The 18,545-nt window shown below is 68.6% G+C and carries 20 protein-coding genes and 1 pseudogene; 10 read left to right on the top strand and 11 right to left on the bottom strand.

The genetic code is table 11. The features are described from left to right. Positions 1–45: 45 nt before the first annotated feature. Together E6C72_RS21690 and E6C72_RS21695 are read left to right on the top strand one after the other, a co-directional pair. Positions 46–1,059, top strand: coding sequence for an AAA family ATPase (locus E6C72_RS21690; RefSeq protein WP_109442851.1), 1,014 nt, complete (start codon positions 46–48; stop codon positions 1,057–1,059). Beyond that, complete coding sequence (locus E6C72_RS21695) at positions 1,049–1,933, top strand: ParB/RepB/Spo0J family partition protein (RefSeq protein ID WP_247875920.1); 885 nt, start codon at positions 1,049–1,051, stop codon at positions 1,931–1,933. The genes E6C72_RS21690 and E6C72_RS21695 overlap by 11 nt, the downstream gene beginning before the upstream one ends. Positions 1,934–1,993: 60 nt before the next feature. Here E6C72_RS21695 and E6C72_RS21700 read toward each other — a convergent pair whose 3' ends face one another. The 6 genes and pseudogenes from E6C72_RS21700 to napE all read right to left on the bottom strand — a co-directional run bounded on the left by E6C72_RS21700 (position 1,994) and on the right by napE (position 5,066). After that, complete coding sequence (locus E6C72_RS21700; RefSeq protein ID WP_109442849.1) at positions 1,994–2,665, bottom strand: NapC/NirT family cytochrome c; 672 nt, start codon at positions 2,663–2,665, stop codon at positions 1,994–1,996. Further along, complete coding sequence (locus E6C72_RS21705) at positions 2,662–3,147, bottom strand: nitrate reductase cytochrome c-type subunit (RefSeq protein ID WP_109442848.1); 486 nt, start codon at positions 3,145–3,147, stop codon at positions 2,662–2,664. Before E6C72_RS21705 ends, E6C72_RS21700 begins: the two co-directional genes overlap by 4 nt. Before the next feature lie 125 nt (positions 3,148–3,272). Further along, positions 3,273–3,974: pseudogene (locus E6C72_RS21710) on the bottom strand (molybdopterin-dependent oxidoreductase); the annotation flags it as partial. 56 nt (positions 3,975–4,030) lie between these two features. After that, a complete protein-coding gene (locus E6C72_RS21715; RefSeq protein ID WP_109442847.1) occupies positions 4,031–4,294 on the bottom strand; it encodes a chaperone NapD in 264 nt (87 codons plus the stop codon). After that, positions 4,284–4,823, bottom strand: a complete 540-nt coding sequence (napF, locus tag E6C72_RS21720; RefSeq protein ID WP_109442846.1) for a ferredoxin-type protein NapF — start codon at positions 4,821–4,823, stop codon at positions 4,284–4,286. The genes E6C72_RS21715 and napF overlap by 11 nt, the downstream gene beginning before the upstream one ends. A 15-nt stretch (positions 4,824–4,838) precedes the next feature. Then, on the bottom strand, positions 4,839–5,066 hold the full coding sequence (gene napE, locus E6C72_RS21725) for a periplasmic nitrate reductase, NapE protein (RefSeq protein WP_109442845.1): 228 nt from the start codon (positions 5,064–5,066) through the stop codon (positions 4,839–4,841). Between the two features lie 324 nt (positions 5,067–5,390). Here napE and E6C72_RS32645 point away from each other — a divergent pair, with 324 nt between their 5' ends. The 8 genes from E6C72_RS32645 (at position 5,391) to tatA (ending at position 14,818) form a co-directional block, all read left to right on the top strand. Continuing rightward, positions 5,391–7,733, top strand: coding sequence for a NosR/NirI family protein (locus E6C72_RS32645; RefSeq protein ID WP_109442844.1), 2,343 nt, complete (start codon positions 5,391–5,393; stop codon positions 7,731–7,733). Between the two features lie 85 nt (positions 7,734–7,818). Next, positions 7,819–9,768 carry a TAT-dependent nitrous-oxide reductase gene (gene nosZ, locus E6C72_RS21735; protein WP_109442843.1) on the top strand — a complete coding sequence of 650 codons (1,950 nt, stop codon included), beginning with the start codon at positions 7,819–7,821 and terminating at the stop codon, positions 9,766–9,768. Between the two features lie 168 nt (positions 9,769–9,936). Continuing rightward, positions 9,937–11,310, top strand: coding sequence for a nitrous oxide reductase family maturation protein NosD (locus tag E6C72_RS21740; RefSeq protein ID WP_109085319.1), 1,374 nt, complete (start codon positions 9,937–9,939; stop codon positions 11,308–11,310). Beyond that, entirely contained in the window at positions 11,307–12,233 is a 927-nt protein-coding gene (locus E6C72_RS21745) for an ABC transporter ATP-binding protein (protein WP_109085318.1), read from the top strand. The genes E6C72_RS21740 and E6C72_RS21745 overlap by 4 nt, the downstream gene beginning before the upstream one ends. After that, positions 12,230–13,054, top strand: a complete 825-nt coding sequence (locus E6C72_RS21750; protein WP_109085317.1) for an ABC transporter permease — start codon at positions 12,230–12,232, stop codon at positions 13,052–13,054. Before E6C72_RS21745 ends, E6C72_RS21750 begins: the two co-directional genes overlap by 4 nt. Next, positions 13,054–13,596 carry a nitrous oxide reductase accessory protein NosL gene (locus E6C72_RS21755; RefSeq protein ID WP_109085316.1) on the top strand — a complete coding sequence of 181 codons (543 nt, stop codon included), beginning with the start codon at positions 13,054–13,056 and terminating at the stop codon, positions 13,594–13,596. Before E6C72_RS21750 ends, E6C72_RS21755 begins: the two co-directional genes overlap by 1 nt. Beyond that, a complete protein-coding gene (locus tag E6C72_RS21760) occupies positions 13,596–14,618 on the top strand; it encodes an FAD:protein FMN transferase (protein WP_109085315.1) in 1,023 nt (340 codons plus the stop codon). The genes E6C72_RS21755 and E6C72_RS21760 overlap by 1 nt, the downstream gene beginning before the upstream one ends. 17 nt (positions 14,619–14,635) lie before the next feature. Then, on the top strand, positions 14,636–14,818 hold the full coding sequence (gene tatA / locus E6C72_RS21765) for a twin-arginine translocase TatA/TatE family subunit (protein ID WP_109085314.1): 183 nt from the start codon (positions 14,636–14,638) through the stop codon (positions 14,816–14,818). An 11-nt stretch (positions 14,819–14,829) separates the two neighbouring features. Here tatA and E6C72_RS21770 read toward each other — a convergent pair whose 3' ends face one another. The 5 genes from E6C72_RS21770 to E6C72_RS21785 are packed head-to-tail and all read right to left on the bottom strand — an operon-like array spanning position 14,830 to position 18,284. Next, the gene (locus tag E6C72_RS21770; RefSeq protein WP_109085313.1) at positions 14,830–15,759 is read right to left on the bottom strand and encodes a metal ABC transporter substrate-binding protein; all 930 of its coding nucleotides are present in this window, start codon (positions 15,757–15,759) and stop codon (positions 14,830–14,832) included. Positions 15,760–15,804: 45 nt separating this feature from the next. Beyond that, on the bottom strand, positions 15,805–16,689 hold the full coding sequence (locus E6C72_RS21775; RefSeq protein WP_109085312.1) for a metal ABC transporter permease: 885 nt from the start codon (positions 16,687–16,689) through the stop codon (positions 15,805–15,807). After that, the gene (locus E6C72_RS21780) at positions 16,686–17,471 is read right to left on the bottom strand and encodes a metal ABC transporter ATP-binding protein (RefSeq protein ID WP_109085311.1); all 786 of its coding nucleotides are present in this window, start codon (positions 17,469–17,471) and stop codon (positions 16,686–16,688) included. The genes E6C72_RS21775 and E6C72_RS21780 overlap by 4 nt, the downstream gene beginning before the upstream one ends. Then, a complete protein-coding gene (locus E6C72_RS31850; protein WP_158280131.1) occupies positions 17,453–17,599 on the bottom strand; it encodes a hypothetical protein in 147 nt (48 codons plus the stop codon). The genes E6C72_RS21780 and E6C72_RS31850 overlap by 19 nt, the downstream gene beginning before the upstream one ends. Further along, on the bottom strand, positions 17,586–18,284 hold the full coding sequence (locus E6C72_RS21785; protein ID WP_109085310.1) for a DUF1826 domain-containing protein: 699 nt from the start codon (positions 18,282–18,284) through the stop codon (positions 17,586–17,588). The genes E6C72_RS31850 and E6C72_RS21785 overlap by 14 nt, the downstream gene beginning before the upstream one ends. Positions 18,285–18,545 lie beyond the last annotated feature (261 nt).

Genomic DNA, 18,545 nt, shown 5'->3' on the forward strand with positions numbered 1-18,545 from the left:
CGTCTACCCCTACCCTCCCGCCCGGTTCATGCTGGGGAGGGGACGGTGAAGGGCGACGAATTGCGGAGTCATCGCGAAGCGAAAGGACTGTCGCAGTCCGAATTCGCCGTCTGGCTGAACGAACGGCTGCAACGCCGCTACGACAAGCAGAAGATCAGCCGCTGGGAAAATGACGCGGAGCGCATCCCGACCGCGGTCGATGCGCTGATGACGCGGGAAATCAACGGGCCGGAACCCGAAAGGCTGGGCGGGCCGGCGCTGGTCGTCGTCGTGGCGAACCAGAAGGGCGGCTGCGCCAAGACGGTGTCGGCGGTCAACATCGCGTCCTCCCTGGCGATCCAGGGCTATTCCACCATGCTGATCGACTGCGATCCGCAGGCCAACGCCACCCAGCATCTCGGCATCGATTCCTACACGATGGAGACGGAGGGCAAGACCCTCTACTACGTCATGCATGGCGATCTGGAGCTGGACGACATCCTGGTCACCGTGCCGGAAAGCGGGCTGCGCGTCGCCCCCTCCTCCATCCGGCTGGCGGAGACGGAGGTGGAACTGGGCAAGGAAGCCGGCGGCGACTTCATCATGAAGGAGAAGATCGCCGCGGCGAAGCGCAGCTTCGACTTCATCGTCATCGACACGCCCCCCAACATCGGCGAGCTGACCAAGAACGCCATGGTCGCCGCCCACACCGCGGTCATCCCCTGCCAGACCGAGAAGTTCAGCCTGCTCGGCATGGCCTTCCTGCTGGAGAATGTCGCGAAGATCCGCCGGCGGATGAACACCGCGCTGGGCGTGCTCGGCATCGTGCCGACCATCTTCAAGCAGCGGGAACGCAACGACCGCGAGGTTCTGGAGCAGATCCACGAACAGTATGGCCCGCATCTGCGGGTGTTCGATCCGGTGCCGAAGGCGTCGGTCTATGCCCAGGCGACCTCGGTCGGCCGCGCAGCGGTGGAGGCGATGCCGGACGTGGCCGGCGCCGCCGTCTATCGCGACGTGGCGTCCGCCCTGGTCGAGGAACGCACCGCCCGAATCAAGGAGGTCGACCGTGTCGCGTAGTCTTCTCGGCAAGGCAGCCAAGCCGGCGCAGAGCGCCACCGCAGCCGCAAGGATGAAGGACGCCCTGTTCGGCCTCAGCCGCCACGCGCCGCATCTGGTCGAGGTGCCGGTCGACCGCATCGCCCCCAACCCGAACCAGCCGCGCCGCGAGTTCGACGAGGAGGATCTGCGCGGTCTCGCCGCCTCGATCGAACGGCACGGCTTGCAGCAGCCGATCGGCGTGCGCCAGACCGCCGACGACCAATGGCAGCTGGTCTATGGCGAACGCCGCCTGCGGGCGATGCGCATCCTGGGACGGGAGACCATCTTCGGCATCCTGTTCACCGGCGACGATGATGAAGAGATCGCCATCGTCGAGAATCTCCAGCGCAGCGATCTCAACCCGCTGGAGGAATCCGACGCGCTGGCCCGGCTGGCCGAACGGCACGGCTATTCCCACCGCCAGCTGGCCGAGGCGCTGGGCCGCAAGAAGACCTACGTCACCATGATGCTGTCCTTTCAGCGTCTGGCCCCGGCGATCCGCGAGGACTATCCCCAGCTCCGCCCGACCAAGGCGAAGCTGGAGGCGCTGGCCGCCATCGACGACCAGGACGAGCAGCTGCGCGCCTGGGAGAAGCTGAAGCGCGCCGAGGCGGGCACCCCGCCCTCCCCCGCGGCACCCGCCTCCGGCCCGTCCAGGCGGGAACCGGTCAGCGCCCCCGCCGGCATCGCCTCCAGCGCCCTGCCCGCACGGGCTGCCAAGCCGGTCTTCCAGGCCCGCGACGTGTTGCGGGACCTGCAATCGAAGCCGCAGCCGCTGTCCGACACCGACCGTCAGGCGCTCGCCGACATGCGCGCCGCCATCGACGCGATCCTGGCCGCGGCCGGACAGTAGGACCGGTCGGAATCCGACCGCACCGTGAAGGGTGGTCGGATTCCGACCAGGGAGAGTGATCTACCTCCCCTCCCCGCCCCCATCGGCCAGCCAATGCCCGATCGGCTTCTGCGGGTTGTCGGACACCTCGCTCCAGCCCGGCGGCACGCCCTGCATGTCGGGCAGGCGGTGGGCGATGCCCTTGTGACAATCGATGCAGGTGCGCTGTCCGGTGAACAGGTACCGTTCGTGGATGCGCGCCGCCCGTGCGCCCTGCTTGGTGATGTCCATCGACCCGGCACTGTGGCAGTTGCGGCATTCCAGCGAGTTGTTGGCCTTCAGCCGCGCCCATTCATGCTCGGCCAGTTCCCGGCGTTTCGCGACGAACTTGTCGCGGGTGTCGATGGTGCCGAAGATCTTGCCCCAGACCTCCTTCGACGCCTGCATCTTCCGGGCGATCTTGTCGGTCCACTGATGCGGCACATGGCAGTCGGGGCAGGTTGCCCGCACGCCCGACCGATTGGTGAAGTGGATGGTCTGCTTCATCTCCTCATAGGGGTTCGCCGCCATCTCGTGGCAGCCGATGCAGAAGGCCTCCCGGTTGGTGGCCTCCAACGCGGTGTTGAAGCCGCCCCAGAACACCACGCCGGCGATGAAGCCGCCCAGCGTCAGGAAGCCGAGGCTGAAGGTCCGGCTGGGGCGGGAGGCGGTCCGCCACGCCGTCTTCAGCGACACCGGGATGCGCGGCTTCATGGACGGTCCCCCCGGTCCGACGGCCGGCTGACCAGGGTGTCCAGATCCTTGAAGCTATTCGGCACGATCGGCTGGGCCGTGGTCTGCGGCACATGGCACTGCATGCAGAAATAGCGCCGCGGCGACACCGCCCCCAGCGTCTGGCCCTCACGGTCGACGTAATGGGTGATGCTGACCATCGGCGCCTGGACCGCCTCGGTGAAGCGGCGGCTGTGGCAGGTCAGGCACTGGTTGTTGTTCAGCGTGATCTGATAGTCGCGGACATTGTGCGGGATCACCGGCGGCTGTTCGGGATAGTTGCGGGCGACGCGGCGGTCGTCGGTGACGTCCGGCGGGATCGGCGGGGCAGGGTTCTGCTCGACGAAATTCACCGGGGGGCGGAAGGGCGAGTCCAGCCGGCGCGGTTCCGCACTCTGCGCCGACAGCATCGCCGGCACGAGGACCGACAGGGCCGCCAGCGCGGCGAGGTGATGGGGACGCATGGCTCAACTCCTCCCTCAGACGGCCACGACCTTGGCGGCGCATTTCTTGAAGTCGGTCTGCTTGCTGATCGGGTCGGTGGCGTCCAGCGTGCATCTGTTGATCAGCCGGGCGGAATCGAACCAGGGGCCAGCCGGCGGTCGGTGATGCGGGTCCACAGGATCGGGTGCATCTCCGCCATGTTGGAGCCCCAGAGGACGAAGGCGTCGGCATTCTCGAAATCGTCGTAGCAGCCCATCGGCTCGTCCATGCCGAAGGTGCGGATGAAGGCGACGGCGGCCGACGCCATGCAATGGCGGGCATTCGGGTCGAGGTTGTTGGTGCGGAAACCGCCGCGCATCAGCTTGGACGCCGCATAGCCCTCCCAGATCGTCCATTGCCCGGAGCCGAACATGCCGACGGCGTCCGGCCCCTTCTCCTTCAGCACCCGTTTCCACTGGCGGGCCATCTCGTCGAAGGCGCGGTCCCAGGACACCGGCTGGAACTCGCCCTCCTTGTGGTACTGCCCGTCGCGCATGCGCAGCAGCGGCTGGGTCAGCCGGTCCTGGCCATAGAGGATCTTGGAGAGGAAATAGCCCTTCACGCAATTCAGGCCGCGGTTCACCTCCGCCTGCATGTCGCCATGGGTGGCGACGATACGGTTCTCCTTGGTCGCCACCATCACGCCGCATCCGGTGCCGCAGAAGCGGCAGGGCGCCTTCGACCATTTCAGCGCCGTGTCCTCGCCCGCCACCAGGGAACTTTGCGCTGCGGCCGGCAGGCTGATGCCCCCGGCAGCCGCGGCGGCGGCCACCGCCTGTGCCTTGATGAAGTCGCGACGGTCCAACATGGGCGTCCCCCCTCTTCTTCTGGTGTCAGGATCCGGCTGGCAGGGTAGGGCGGGGCTTAGGTTTCGACAGCCTCCGCCCGGTCGATGTGATGGAAGACCATGACTGCGGAGAACACGCCGTCCAGCAGGTGCAGCGCGGTCATCCGGTCGGCGATCCAGCCCTCTTGCGGCCCTTCGACGGTGACCACCATCCTGCCGGGTTGCTCGATGTGCAGTTCGGTGCCGGCCATGTCGGCGATGGCGGCGCGCACCATCCCCTGCCGCTCCGGGTTCACATGCAGCAGCAGCGAGGCGAGGTGCCGCTCGGTATCAGTCGGCATGGGCGGGACTCCCGCTCTGGTGGGTAAGGATGACGGCCCCGGCCGGGCAGGCGGCGACACAGGCGCCGCAGCCGGTGCAGGCCGCCTCGTCGATGCGGGCATGGGCGGCTCCGCCCATCCCCACCTGAAAGGGCGCCGGCTGGAAACGGATGGCGCCTTCCGGACAGGCGTCCTGGCAGCTGCGGCACACCACCCGCTGCACCGCAAGGCAGGAGGGCGCTATGGTGGGGCGCAAGGACCAGGGCGCCGCCGTCCGGTCGAAGATCGGCCCGGCATAAACCTCGGCGCAGGCATCGGCGCAGGCGCCGCAGAAGATGCACTCCCCGCGCGTGAAATCGACCTCCGGATAGCCGCCGTCGCCGGGAATCAAAATCGCTTCCGCACAGGCGTCGGCGCAGGCGCCACAGCGGGTGCACAGCGCGGTGAGGGAATCGGGACGGGACCAGGGGGGATGGATCGGCGCCGGTCCGGCCGCCGGCCGCCCGCGCAGGAAACTCCGTCTTGCCCTGTCCAAGCCATCGCCGGCCATGGCACGGCCCCTCCGTCAGACCGGCGGCGGCCCCGGCGGTCCCAGGATCAACTGCGACATCCACACGACGAAGCCATAACCACCGACCACCGCCACCGACAGCACCGGCCAGATGAACACCGCCAGCAGCAGGAACATGGCGATCTCACGCCGGCGGGTTCCCGGTTCAACGGGCGGCCGCGGGTCGGCAAAGGTCAGGGCATCGTGATTGCGGGCTGGGCTGGCTTGCCGGGCTGCGCTCATGGAATGCGGCCTTCCGCTTTATCTCGGGCTCACCGTTCCAACCGCAAATTGCTGGACATGTTGCGTCCAAGCCTGCCGCTCCAAAGGAGTATGCCATCGGAGAGTCGGCAACTTTCTCTCCTCTCCCGGGAAAGGGCGTTTCGCCCCCCCCAATCACAACCTCACCCAAAAGTTGTTGATCTGGCGCAATTCGTACAGCGGTCTGCCCAATCCTTGACCACGGTCAAGAACTCCCCCACCGCCGCGCGCTTTCATGCCCCCAACACACCAATGCTCAAGACACCAATGCCAGAGCCACCGATGCCAGGTGGCGAAAGCCGGAGGATGGCCGTCGTGAGGTTCACGCGCGTACAACGTTGGGTGGGATCGGCGCTCGTCGCCCTCCTGCTGCTGCTGACCGGCATCGCCGCGGACATCGCCACTGCGCATGCCGCCGACAGCGGCCGGCTGCTGCCCTATCTGGCGAAGCTGCAACCCTCCGACCTCGTCCCCGGCGCCGACCGCTTCGGCCAGCCCACCCCGAACGCCCCCACCGTCCCCGTGTACAAGGGCGATGCCGTGGTCGGGCATGCCTATCTGACCTCCGACTTCGTCAACACCACCGGCTATTCCGGCCGGCCCATCGACGTGGTCGTCGGCCTGACGGCGGACGGCACGGTGACCGGCGCCCGGCTGATGGACCATCACGAACCGATCGTGCTGATCGGCATCCCGCCGGCCCGCATCAACGGCTTCATCAACGGCTACGTCGGCAAGAACGTGCTGACGCTGGCCACCCAGAGCGCCGCCAGCCCGCCGGTCGACATCGTGTCGGGGGCGACGGTGACGGTGATGGTCATCGGCGATTCCATCATCCGCTCCGGCAAGAAGGTGATGCAGACGCTGGGCAAGGCCGGATCGGACGTTGCGCCGACCGTCACCAGGGCCATCGACCTGTCGAAGACCGGGGTCGAGGACTGGGCGACGCTGGTCGGCGACGGCTCGGTCCGCCGCCTGACCCTGACGGTGGGGGAGGTGAACGCCGCCTTCGAGAAGACAGGCCGGGCCGAAGCCATCGCCCGCGCCGAGGCCGGCAGCCCCGACGAGACCTTCATCGACCTCTACGCCGCGCTCGTCACCATCCCCACCATCGGCCGCTCGCTGCTGGGCGACGCGGAGTACGAGACGCTGGCCAAGCGGCTGAAGCCCGGCCAGCAGGCGGTGTGGGTGGCCGGGCAGGGGCGCTACTCCTTCAAGGGGTCGGGCTATGTCCGCGGCGGCATCTTCGACCGGGTCGAGATGGTCCAGCATGAGGGCTCCATCCGCTTCCGCGACAAGATGCACAAGCGCATGGGCAGCGTCGCCGCCGCCGGCGCCCCCGATTTCCCGGAAATCGGCCTGTTCGTCCTGCCGGAAGGGACCGAGTTCAACCCGGCCGACCCCTGGCGCCTCCAGCTGCTGGTCCAGCGCGCCATCGCGGCGCTGGACAAGGTGTTCGTCACCTTCGACCTCGGCTATCAGCCGCCCGACAAATATCTGAAGACCGAACAGCCGGCCCCGCCCCCCTCTGGCGCCGTCCCGGCCGCTCAGGCAATCGACCAGTCCGCCAGCCACAGCCCGGCCATCCAGGCCGCCGGTGCCGAAGCGGCGGAGGAAGCCGCCGAAACCCCGCTGTGGCAGCGCATCTGGCAGAACCGGCAGGCCGACGTCGTCGTGCTGTCCACCGCCATATTGCTGCTGACCGGCATCTTCTTCTTCCAGGACCAGCTGACCAAGCGTCCCAAGCTCTACGAGCGGGTCCGGATGGCCTATCTGGTCTTCACCCTGGTCTGGCTCGGCTGGTACGCCACGGCCCAGCTGTCGGTGGTCAATGTCCTGACCTTCGCCAACGCGCTGCGCACGGATTTCCGCTGGGACTATTTCATGATGGACCCGCTGGTGTTCATCCTGTGGTTCTCGGTGGCTGCCTCGCTGCTGTTCTGGGGCCGGGGCGCCTTCTGCGGCTGGCTCTGCCCGTTCGGCTCGCTTCAGGAGCTGCTGTCGAAGGCCGCGAAAAGGATCGGCATCCGCCAGATCACCGTGCCCTTCGCCCTGCACCAGCGCCTGTGGCCGATCAAGTACATCATCTTCCTGATGCTGTTCGGCCTGTCGCTGCAATCCCTGGGCACGGCGGAGAAGGCGGCGGAGATCGAGCCGTTCAAGACCGCGATCATCCTGCATTTCGTCCGCGACTGGTGGTTCGTCGCCTTCGCCATGGCCCTGCTGGCCGCCGGCCTGGTGATCGAACGCTTCTTCTGCCGCTATCTCTGCCCGCTGGGAGCGGCGCTGGCGATCCCCGGCCGGCTGCGGATGTTCGACTGGCTGCGCCGCTACAAGGACTGCGGCAGCCCATGCCAGCGCTGCGGCAACGAATGCCCGGTCCAGGCCATCCACCCCGACGGCTCGATCAATCCCAACGAATGCATCCAGTGCCTGCACTGCCAGATGCTCTACCACCACGACCACAAATGCCCGGTCATGATCCAGAAACGGCACAAGCGCGAGAAGTGGCAGGCCGCCGAGGCCAGGCTGGCGGCCGAGAAGGAAGCCGCCGCCGCGGCCCAGCCCGCCTCCACGACCGCCCGCAGCACGGTACCCACCGCCGACCCGGCCACCGGCCGGCTGACACTCCGGCCGCACCAGTCCTGACCACCATCCCCTCATCCCCATAACCGGACCCGGTCGCAACGGGTCTCATGACAACCCCAAAGCGGGGTCAGCGAAGGAGCAGACCATGTCGAACGAGACGAACAATACGGCAGGCGTCAACCGCCGTGCGCTTCTGGGCGGAACTGCGAAGGCGGCGGCGCTCGCCGGCCTGACCGGTGCGGTCGGCGGCGGAACCGCCGGCGGCATCGCGGGCAGCGCGCTCTTCGGCGCCACCGAAGCGATGGCCGCCAACGCCCAGGCCGGGCACCTCAACGCCGAGGTCAAGCCCGGCGACCTCGACGAATATTACGCCTTCCATTCCGGCGGGCATTCCGGCGAAGTCCGCATCCTCGGCCTGCCGTCGATGCGCGAGCTGATGCGCATTCCGGTCTTCAACCGCTGCTCCGCCACCGGCTGGGGCATGACCAACGAGAGCCGGAAGATCCTGACCGAGCATATGCTGCCGGAAACCAGGAAATTCCTGGAGACGCGCGGCGGCATCTATCTGAACGGCGATGCGCACCACCCGCACATGTCCTTCACCGACGGCACCTATGACGGCCGTTACATCTTCATCAACGACAAGGCCAACACCCGTGTCGCACGCATCCGCTGCGACATCATGAAGACCGACACCATCATCGAGATCCCGAACGCGGCCGCCATCCACGGTCTGCGCCCGCAGCGCTACCCGCGCACCGGCTATGTCTTCGCCAACGGCGAACAGCGCGTGCCGACCCCGAACGACGGCCATGACCTGACCAACCCGAAGGCCTACAAGTCGCACTTCACCGCCATCGACGGCGACACGATGAAGATCGCCTGGCAGGTATGGGTCGACGGCAACCTCGACAACACCGACGCCGACTATCAGGGCAAATACGCCTTCTCCACCTGCTACGATTCCGAAGAGGGCGTCACCGCGGCGGAGATGACCAGCGGCGAGCAGGACTGGGTCGTCGTCTTCAACCTGAAGCGCATCGACGAGGCGGTGAAGGCCGGCAAGATCCAGGCGGTGAACGGCGTGCCGGTGGTCGATGGCCGCCACGGCAGCCCCTACACCCGCTACATCCCGGTGCCGGCCAACCCGCATGGCATCAACGCCGCCCCCGACGGCATCCACGTCACCGTCAACGGCAAGCTGTCGCCGACCGTCACCGTGTTCGACGTGCGCCTGCTGGACGATCTGTTCGACGACAAGATCAAGCCGCGCGACGTCGTCGTCGCCGAACCGCAGCTCGGCCTCGGGCCTCTCCACACCGCCTATGACGGCCGCGGCAACGCCTACACCACGCTGTTCCTCGACAGCCAGCTGGTGAAGTGGAACATCGACAAGGCCCGTCGCGCCTTCAAGGGCGAGAAGGTCGACCCGATCATCCAGAAGCTCGACGTCCAGTACCAGCCCGGCCACAACCACAGCTCGATGGGCGAGACCAAGGAGGCCGACGGCAAGTGGCTGGTGTCGCTGAACAAGTTCTCCAAGGACCGCTTCCTCAACGTCGGCCCGCTGAAGCCGGAGAACGACCAGCTGATCGACATTTCCGGCGACGAGATGAAGCTGGTGCATGACGGCCCCACCTTCGCCGAGCCGCACGACACGCTGATCGTCCACCGCTCCAAGGTGAACCCGCGCTCGGTCTACGACCGCAACGACCCGATGTGGGAAGACGCGCGCCAGCAGGCCAAGAAGGACGGCGTGGTGCTGGAGGATGACGCCAAGGTCATCCGCGACGGCAAGAAGGTCCGCGTCTACATGTGGCAGCGCGCGCCGACCTTCGGGCTGGAGGACTTCACGGTCAAGCAGGGCGACGAGGTCACCGTCTATGTCACCAACATGGACGACATCGACGACCTGACCCACGGCTTCAGCATCACCAACTACGGCGTCTGCATGGAAGTCGGGCCGCAGGCAACCGCCTCGGTGACCTTCACCGCCGACCGGGCGGGTGTCTACTGGTACTACTGCCAGTGGTTCTGCCACGCCCTGCACATGGAGATGGCCGGCCGCATGATCGTCGAGCCGTCCTCGACCTGATCGACCACTCTCCCCCTGCGAAGCCCCCCCCCTCTCCCCCCCGGGGAGAGGGCCGGGGTGAGGGGGATGCGTGGCGTGGATTTCCCAAAGGTCCCGCCGCGCGTCCCCCTCACCCTAACCCTCTCCCCGGGGGGGAGAGGGGATCTCTCGCACCAATGGACTCCTCCCATGCTCCTCCGCACGGCGACACTCCTCGGAACGGCCCTGCTCTGCGCCCCGGCGCTCGCCGCCACGGCGACGGTCGCCCCCGGCGGGCTGGCGGCGGCGCTGGCGTCCGCGGCTCCCGGAGACACGCTGGTGCTGGCCGCCGGCGTCCATCCCGGCCCGCTGACCATCCGGACCCCGGTCACCCTGACCGGCGAGCCGGGTGCCGTCGTCGACGGGCAGGGAACCGGCAGCACGCTGACCGTGGAAGCCCCCAACGTCACCCTGCGGCATCTGGAGATCCGCAATTCCGGTCTCAGCCTGATCGACCAGAATGCCGGAATCTTCCTCGGCAAGGAGGCGCGTGGCGCCGTGGTCGAGGACAACCGGCTGCGCGACAACCTGATCGGCGTCTATATCTGGGGCGCTGCCGACAGCCTGATCCGCCGCAACGACATCGTCGGCCGCACCGACCTGCGCGTGTCGGAACGCGGCAACGGCATCCAGCTGTGGAACGCGCCGGGCACGCGCGTGCTCGACAACAGCGTGCGCGAGGGGAGGGACGGGCTGTTCACCACCTCGTCCCGCAAGAACATCTTCTCCGGCAACCGGTTCGAGCATGTCCGGTTCGCCGTCCACTACATGTACACCAACGATTCCGAACTGACCGACAACGTCTCCGTCGCCAACAACGTCGGCTATGCGGTGATGTTCTCCAACAATCTGGTGATCCGCAACAACCGCTCGAAGGCCGACCGCGAACATGGGTTGATGCTGAACAACGCCAACAGCTCGCGCATCGAAGGCAATGTGATCGAGGGCCGCTTCGCCGGTGCGCTGTCCGACAGCGGGGAGGCGCTGCCCGACAGCGACATTCCGCGCGACAGCGAGGCGATGAGCGACCGGCTGCGCAGCGGCACCTGGAAATGCGTCTTCATCTACAACGCCAACAAGAACCGCTTCACCGGCAACCGGTTCGACGGCTGCGAGATCGGCGTCCATTTCACCGCCGGGTCGGAGCGCAACAGCCTGACCGGCAACGCCTTCATCGGCAACCGCACCCAGGTCAAATATGTCGGCACCCGCTATCTCGACTGGTCGGAGAACGGGCGCGGCAACTACTGGTCCGACAATGCCGCCTTCGACCTGAACGGCGACGGCATCTCCGACGAGCCCTATCGCCCCAACGACGTGGTCGACCGGGTGATGTGGGAGTATCCGGCCGCCAAGCTGCTGATGAACAGCCCCGGCGTCCAGGTCATCCGCTGGGCGCAGAAGCAGTTCCCCGCCCTGCACCCCGGCGGCGTGATCGACAGCGCCCCGCTGATGACGCCGCCCCCGATGCCGGGCCTGACTCAAACCGCTCAAAGCCCTGCTGCCGAAAGGAAACAGCCATGACCGACTTCACCGCAGAGGTGCAGGGCGTCACCAAGCGCTATGGCGAGACCGAGGCGGTGCGCGGCGTGGACCTGACGCTGGCGCCCGGCGAATGCGTGGCGATGGTCGGCCACAACGGCGCCGGCAAAAGCTCCCTCATCAAGCTGATGCTCGGCCTGACCACCCCGACCGGGGGCCGCATCCGCGTGCTGGGCGGCGAGCCGGCCAGCGCCGCCTGCTCCCCGATCCGCCGCCAGATCGGCTTCCTGCCGGAAAACGTCGCCTTCCACCCCAACATGACCGGCCGGGAGACGCTGGACTTCTACGCCCGGCTGAAGGGCGCCCCGCGCCGCGACAACGACGCGCTGTTCGAGAAGGTCGGGCTGGAGCCCGCCGCCATCAAGCGCCGTGTCTCGACCTATTCCAAGGGCATGCGCCAGCGTCTGGCCCTGGCCCAGGCCCTGCTCGGCGGCCCGAAACTGCTGTTCCTCGACGAGCCGACCACCGGCCTAGACCCGGCGTTGCGCCAGAGTTTCTATGCCATCGTCGCCGAGCTGCGCGACCGCGGCACCACCGTCCTGCTGTGCAGCCACGCCCTGACCGAGCTGGAAGGGCAGGCCGACCGGGTGGTGGTGATGAACCGCGGCCGCAAGGTGGCCGACGGCTCGCTCGCCACCCTGCGCAGCCTCGCCCGGCTGCCGGTGCGCATCCGCCTGACCCTGCCGGCCGACGACATCGACGATCTGGCCGCCCAGGTCGGGCAGGGGGCCGCCCTCACCCGTCTGGCCGGCGGCGTGGTGGAATTGGCCTGCGCCAACGACGACAAGGTCGGTCTGGTCCGCCGCATCGCCTGCAACGGTCTGGCGGTCGATGACATCGAGATCGTCCAGCCCAGCCTGGACGAGATGTACGCCCATTTCCTGCGCCGGGAGGCCGCCGAATGAACACGCTCCTGATCATCGCCGGCAAGGAACTGCGCGAGGCGACCCGCAACCGCTGGGTCGTCGCCACCACCCTGCTGATGGCCGCGCTGGCCCTGACGCTCAGCTTCCTCGGATCCGTCCCCACCGGCACGGTCGGCGTCGGGCCGGTCGAGGTCACCATCGTCAGCCTGTCGAGCCTGACCATCTTCCTCCTGCCGCTGATCGCCTTGCTGCTGTCCTTCGACGCGGTGGTGGGGGAGATCGACCGCGGCACCATGACCCTGCTGCTGTCCTACCCGGTGGCCCGCTGGCAGTTGCTGCTCGGCAAGTTCCTCGGCCATGCCGCGGTGATCGCGCTGGCGACCGTGGTCGGCTACGGCGCCGCCGGGGTGGCGCTCGCCATGGGCAACGGCGCCATCGGCCCGGAGAGCTGGCGCGCCTTCGCCTCGATGATCGGGTCCAGCGTGATGCTGGGCGCCGCCTTCACAGCGCTCGGCTATCTCGCCTCCACCATCGTCCGCGACCGCGGCACGGCGGCCGGCATCGCGGTGGCGGTCTGGCTCTGCTTCGTCCTGCTTTACGACATGGCCTTGCTCGGCATTCTCGCCAGCGGCAGCGGCCTGGGGGTGGAGACGCTGAACTGGCTGCTGCTCGCCAACCCTGCCGACGCCTACCGCCTGTTCAACCTGACCGGCTTCAAGGGCGTCAGCAGCTTCGCCGGCACCGCCGGGCTTGCCGCCCATGTCCAGCTGTCGGTCCCGCTGCTGCTGGCGGTGATGGCGGCCTGGATCGCCGCCCCGCTGGCGCTGGCCGCCGCCCTCTTTTCGAGGAAGCAGATCTGATGCGCACCCTTCCCATCCTGCGGACCGCCCTTCTCGCCGCCGCCCTCCTGGCACCACTCTCCGCCTGCAAGCAGGAGAAGGCGGAGGTCGCCCCGCCGCCGCCGGTCGCCCTGACCGCCGACGCCATCGGCCATTATTGCGGCATGAATTTGGCCGACCATCCCGGTCCCAAGGGCCAGATCCTGGTGAAGGGGGCGGAGCGGCCGATCTGGCTGTCCTCCGTCCGCGACACCTTCGCCTTCACCATGCTGCCGGAGGAGCCGAAGGAGATCCGCGCCATCTACGTCACCGACATGGCCAAGGCCAAGAATCCGACCGCCCCCGACACGACGGTCTGGGTCGAGGCGCGACAGGCGTGGTACGTGCTGGGCAGCAAGCTTCGCGGCGGCATGGGCGAGGCGGAGCCCTATCCCTTCTCCGACAAGACCGCCGCCGAGCGTTTCGCCCAGGCCAACGGCGGCACGATCCAGCGCTTCGCCGACGTGCATGAGGACCAGATCCTCACCCCGCCCGCCGCCAGCGTCGCCGAGGGAGAGCAGTGATGTCCCCGAGCCTCACCCGTCCCCTGGCCAGACGCCGCTTCCTCGCCATCGGCGCCGTCGCCGCCGGCCTGTCGCTTCTGCCGCACCGCCTGCTGCGCGCGGAGGGCATTTCCAGGGGTGTTCCCGTCCGCACCTGGCGCGGCGTGGCACTCGGCGCCGATGCCAGCCTGAGCATCGCCCACCCCGACGCGGCGGAAGCGGACCGCCTGATCGCCCTCAGTCTGGAAGAGGTCGCAAGGCTGGAGCGGGTCTTCAGCCTTTACCGCGGCGACTCTGCGTTGCGCCGCCTGAACCGTGACGGCCGGCTGGACGATCCGCCCGCCGATCTCGTCCGCCTGTTGTCGGAAGCCACCGCCTTCGGCCGCGGCAGCGGCGGTGCCTTCGACCCCACGGTGCAGCCGCTGTGGCAGCTCTATGCCGGCCATTTCGAGCACTCGAACGCCGACCCCGCCGGCCCGCCGGAGAATGCCGTCCGCGCCGCCCGCGCGCTGGTCGATGCCCGCGCCCTGCGGGTGGAGCCCGACCGCATCGCCTTCGCCATCAAGGGCATGGCCGTGACGCTGAACGGCATCGCCCAGGGCTACATCACCGACCGCGTGACCGAGCGTCTGAAGGCCGAGGGTATCGGCAACGTGCTGGTCGACATGGGCGAGCTGCGCACGCTCGGTCATCACCCGTCGGGCCGCCCCTGGACCGTCGGCCTTGCCGATCCCACGGATCCCGAGAAGACAACGGGCACCATTGAGCTTACCGGCGGCGCGATGGCGACGTCGGGCGGCTACGGCACCCGCTTCGACGCCGCCGGCCGCTTCACCCACCTGTTCGACCCCGCGAGCGGCGCCTGCGCCGCCCACTGGCTGGCGGTGACGGTCCAGGCCGCCGACGCAACCACGGCCGACGCCCTGTCCACCGCCCTGTCGGTGGTGCCGGCCGACCGCGCGGCGGCCATCCTGGCCGCATATCCCGGCGTCACCGCCCGCTTCACCCACCCCGACGGCCGCGTCCTGCGGCTGCCCGCCTGAGAGAACGGATCATCGTCATGGGAAGCTTCAGCCTGTTCCACTGGGCCATCGTCCTGCTGGCCGTCCTGCTGCTGTTCGGTGCCGGCAAGCTGCCGTCCGTCATGGGCGACTTCGCCAAAGGCATCAAGAGCTTCAAGGCCGGCCTGAAGGACGGGGACGCCGCGGTGACAATCCCCTCTCCCCCCCGGGGAGAGGGGTAATCCCCCCGCCCTTATGACGCGGGCGCCAGCGCCTTGGCGAACTGCTGGAGGTTCTGGCGCATCATGTCGACATAGGTCGCGGCCGGCCCATCGGCCGCCGACAGCGCGTCGGAATAGACCCGGCCGCCGATGCGGGCACCGGTCTCGCGCGAGATCTGCTCCAGCAGGCGCGGGTCGGCGATGTTCTCGACGAAGACCGCCTTGATCTTCTCCTTCTTGATCTGGCGGATCATCTTGGCGATGTCGCCGGCCGACGCCTCCGCCTCGGTCGACATGCCGACCGGCGCCAGGAAGGTCACGCCATAGGTCTTGCCGTAATAGCCGAAGGCGTCGTGCGAAGTGACGATCTTGCGGTCCTTGCGCGGGATCGGCTTCAGCGTCGCCTTGATCTCGGCCTCGACCGCGTCGAGCTTGGCCTCATAGGCGTCATGGTTGGCGCGCAGCACGGCGGCCTTGTCCGGAGCGGCGGCGACCAGGCCCTTCAGGATGTTGTCCGCATAGATCTTGGCATTCGCGACCGACTGCCAGGCATGCGGGTCGTAGACGCCGTGGCCGTGTTCATGGGCATGCTCGTCATGCCCGTGCCCGTCATGCTCCTCCTCGCCGGCGATCGGCTTGACGCCGGTGCTGGTGACGGTGACCGGTCCCTTGTAGCCGGACGCCTTGACCAGCCGCTCGATCCAGCCTTCCATCCCCAGCCCGTTGACGACGACGAGGTCGGCGGCGCCCAGCGCGCGGGCGTCGGCCGGGGTCGGCTCATAGACATGGGCGTCGCCGTCCGGGCCGACCAGGGTCGTCACCGCGACCTCGTCGCCGCCGATCTGGCGGACCATGTCGCCGAGGATGGTGAAGGTGGCGACCACCTTCACCGGCGCGGCCAGGGCGGGCAGCGCGAACAACGCCAGCGCCGCCGTCACGGAGACGGCGAAAATGCGTTTCATCGGGGATTCTCCTTGGAACGATGAAGAAGAGGGGAGGGGGGAGGCTCAGGCTTCCAGATGGCGGCCGGGGAACCAACGCGTCCGCAGGCTGCCGACCGGCCCCAGCGCCAGCGACAGCAGGTAGCCGGCCCCGGCCACCAGCACGATGGACGGCCCTGACGGCAGGTTGAGGTGGAAGGACAGCAGCAGCCCGCCGACGCCCGACGCGAAGGCGAGCGCCATCGCGGTCAGCGCCAGCGAGGCGATCCCTTCCGCCCAGAAGCGGGCCCCGGCGGCCGGCAGCATCATCAGCCCGACCGCCATCAGCGTGCCCAGCGCCTGGAAGCCGCCGACGAGGTTGAGGACGACCAGCACCAGGAAGACGAGGTGGCACAGCGCCCCCAGCCGGCCGCGCGATCCGCCGACCGCCCGCAGGAAGCCGGGATCGAAGCATTCGACGACCAGCGGGCGGTAGAGCAGGGCCAGGACCAGCAGCGTGACGCTGGCGATGCCGGCGACCAGCAGCAGGCCGGAATCGTCCACCGCCAGGATGGTGCCGAACAGCACATGCATCAGATCGATGTTGCTGCCGCGCAGCGAGACGATCAGCACCCCGCCGGCCAGCGAGATCAGGTAGAAGGCGGCGAAGCTGGCATCCTCGCGCAGCGCCGTCACCCGCGACACCAGCCCGGCGAGCAGCGCCACCGCCAGCCCGGCGAGAAAGCCGCCGATCCCCATCGCCCACAGGGACAGGCCGGCGGCGAGAAAGCCGAGTGCCGCACCGGGCAGCACGGCATGGGACATGGCGTCGCCCATCAGGCTCATCCGCCGCAGCACCAGCAGGACGCCGACCGGACCACAGCCCAGCGACAGGGCGAGGCAGGCGGCGAGCGCCCGGCGCATGAAGGCGAACTCCAGAAAGGGGTCCACCGCGAACTCATAAAGGGTCATGACGCAGGCCTCCGGCAGAGCCCGGCCTTGTCGTCCCAGGACTCCGCCATCGCACGGGCTCGGATCAGGTTGGCCGGAGCCAGGACATCGGCGGTGCGGCCCCAGGCGACCGGCTCGCGCGCCAGCAGAAGCGTGTCGGGAAAATGGCTGCGGACCTGCTCCAGATCGTGCAGGACGGCGACCACGGTGCGCCGCTCGCCATGCCAGCGCCGCACGACGTCGAGCAGGTCGGCGGTCGTCTTGGCGTCGATGGCGGTGAAGGGCTCGTCGAGCAGGATCAGGCGGGCGTCCTGCAACAGCATGCGGGCGAACAGCACCCGCTGGAACTGGCCGGCCGACAGCGCGGCGATCGGCCGCCGCTCGAAGCCGGACAGGCCGACCACCGCCAGCGCCTCCTCCGCCTGGTCCCGCAGCGCGCCGCCGATGGAGCGGAAAATCCCGACCCGCCGCCAGTGCCCGAGCAGCACGGTGTCGATCACGTCGATGGGAAAATCGCGCTCGACCTCGGCCTGCTGCGGCAGATAGGCGATGTCGGCGGCGGTCAGGCCATGCAGCGTCACCCGGCCATCGAGCGGGCGCAGGGCGCCGACCATCGCCTTCAGCAGCGTGCTCTTGCCGGCGCCGTTCGGGCCGACCACCGCGGTCAGCGACCCGTCGCGGAAGCCGCCGCTCAGGTGATGGACCGCCGGATGGCGCCGGTATCCCAGCGTCAGGTCGGTCAGCCGGACCAGCGGCTCCGCCGTCGCATCGGTGAAGGACAGGGTCACGCCGGGACTCGCCATTGCAGGGCCCCCCACTCAAGAGCCCAGCCGACCGTCAGCCAGAGCAGGGCGCACAGCAGGATCGCCACGGCGATCCGGCTTGCCGCCGAGGCCGCCAGGGGCGAGCGGAAGCGGTCAGTGTTCATCATGGTCCAGGCAGAGCAGCAGACGGGGAGCGCGGGGCGGGGTTGCCGGCGGCGAGCGATGGACGAGTCCGCGCCCGCGGTTGCCGGGCCACCCCTCGCCCTTCAGCAGGGCGACGTCGCCGGCACGCAGGGATTGGACCCGGCCGGGATCGGACAGCACGGCCTCATTGTCGCCGCGGCCCAGCGCCGAGCGGGTCACCGCTCCGTCCGGCAGCCATTGGGTTCCGGCGCCGCGATAGGTGCAGAGGAGGCGAAGCCCGACATAATCGACATGGAAGAACCGGCAGCCGTCGCCGGACAGGCTGTCCAGCCGCAGCCGCAGCGCCGTGCAGCCGACGAGGTCGGCATAGAGCCGCACCAGACCGACGATGTCGGTCAGCAGCGGCCCCTCGATCCGGCGCGGCGGCAGCGCCGCCAGCAGGTCGGCGGCGGCCTCGTCGGGCGAGGTCGCGAGATGGCAGGACAGGCCATGCGCCGCCGCCCACGCGCTCTGCGCCGAGACGCCGGCCGGGAGCGGCCGGCGCCAGACCGCCAGATTGATTTCGGGGCGGCGGATGACGGACAGCGCATCGGCCGTCCGGCATTCGGCGACATGGGCCTGCCCGTCCAGGCTGGCGGACGGGCAGGGGGAGGCCCCGGCCGGAGATGGGACCGGGGATTGGGATTGGGATTGGGAGAGACTGGACATGCGACCACGGCGGAAGGAGGCGTCGCGTTAGTAATGTTATATCATAACATATAATGCAAGCACGCTTTCACCCGGCGCTGCCGCAACGCGGCAAACCCCGTCCGATCGGCATCGGGGCGGGGGACTTACGCGATCACCGGAATCCCATAGCGGGCGATCCCCTGGCACGGGCGTTCCGCCCGTGCTGCCCCCTCACACAACCCTCTCCCCAGGGGGAGAGGGCTTATAGGCGCCCTTCTTGACCTGACTTCGGAATCCTGA

Source organism: Azospirillum sp. TSH100, from assembly GCF_004923295.1.
GTDB lineage: Bacteria > Pseudomonadota > Alphaproteobacteria > Azospirillales > Azospirillaceae > Azospirillum.

Excerpts from the sequence above, each read along its gene's own strand:
- E6C72_RS21700 (WP_109442849.1), bottom strand. The coding sequence starts at position 2,665 with ATGAAGCCGCGCATCCCGGTGTCGCTGAAGACGGCGTGGCGGACCGCC.
- E6C72_RS21705 (WP_109442848.1), bottom strand. The coding sequence starts at position 3,147 with ATGCGTCCCCATCACCTCGCCGCGCTGGCGGCCCTGTCGGTCCTCGTG.
- E6C72_RS21715 (WP_109442847.1), bottom strand. The coding sequence starts at position 4,294 with ATGCCGACTGATACCGAGCGGCACCTCGCCTCGCTGCTGCTGCATGTG.
- napF (WP_109442846.1), bottom strand. The coding sequence starts at position 4,823 with ATGGCCGGCGATGGCTTGGACAGGGCAAGACGGAGTTTCCTGCGCGGG.
- napE (WP_109442845.1), bottom strand. The coding sequence starts at position 5,066 with ATGAGCGCAGCCCGGCAAGCCAGCCCAGCCCGCAATCACGATGCCCTG.
- E6C72_RS32645 (WP_109442844.1), top strand. The coding sequence starts at position 5,391 with ATGGCCGTCGTGAGGTTCACGCGCGTACAACGTTGGGTGGGATCGGCG.
- nosZ (WP_109442843.1), top strand. The coding sequence starts at position 7,819 with ATGTCGAACGAGACGAACAATACGGCAGGCGTCAACCGCCGTGCGCTT.
- E6C72_RS21740 (WP_109085319.1), top strand. The coding sequence starts at position 9,937 with ATGCTCCTCCGCACGGCGACACTCCTCGGAACGGCCCTGCTCTGCGCC.
- E6C72_RS21745 (WP_109085318.1), top strand. The coding sequence starts at position 11,307 with ATGACCGACTTCACCGCAGAGGTGCAGGGCGTCACCAAGCGCTATGGC.
- E6C72_RS21750 (WP_109085317.1), top strand. The coding sequence starts at position 12,230 with ATGAACACGCTCCTGATCATCGCCGGCAAGGAACTGCGCGAGGCGACC.
- E6C72_RS21755 (WP_109085316.1), top strand. The coding sequence starts at position 13,054 with ATGCGCACCCTTCCCATCCTGCGGACCGCCCTTCTCGCCGCCGCCCTC.
- E6C72_RS21760 (WP_109085315.1), top strand. The coding sequence starts at position 13,596 with ATGTCCCCGAGCCTCACCCGTCCCCTGGCCAGACGCCGCTTCCTCGCC.
- tatA (WP_109085314.1), top strand. The coding sequence starts at position 14,636 with ATGGGAAGCTTCAGCCTGTTCCACTGGGCCATCGTCCTGCTGGCCGTC.
- E6C72_RS21770 (WP_109085313.1), bottom strand. The coding sequence starts at position 15,759 with ATGAAACGCATTTTCGCCGTCTCCGTGACGGCGGCGCTGGCGTTGTTC.
- E6C72_RS21775 (WP_109085312.1), bottom strand. The coding sequence starts at position 16,689 with ATGACCCTTTATGAGTTCGCGGTGGACCCCTTTCTGGAGTTCGCCTTC.
- E6C72_RS21780 (WP_109085311.1), bottom strand. The coding sequence starts at position 17,471 with ATGGCGAGTCCCGGCGTGACCCTGTCCTTCACCGATGCGACGGCGGAG.
- E6C72_RS31850 (WP_158280131.1), bottom strand. The coding sequence starts at position 17,599 with ATGATGAACACTGACCGCTTCCGCTCGCCCCTGGCGGCCTCGGCGGCA.
- E6C72_RS21785 (WP_109085310.1), bottom strand. The coding sequence starts at position 18,284 with ATGTCCAGTCTCTCCCAATCCCAATCCCAATCCCCGGTCCCATCTCCG.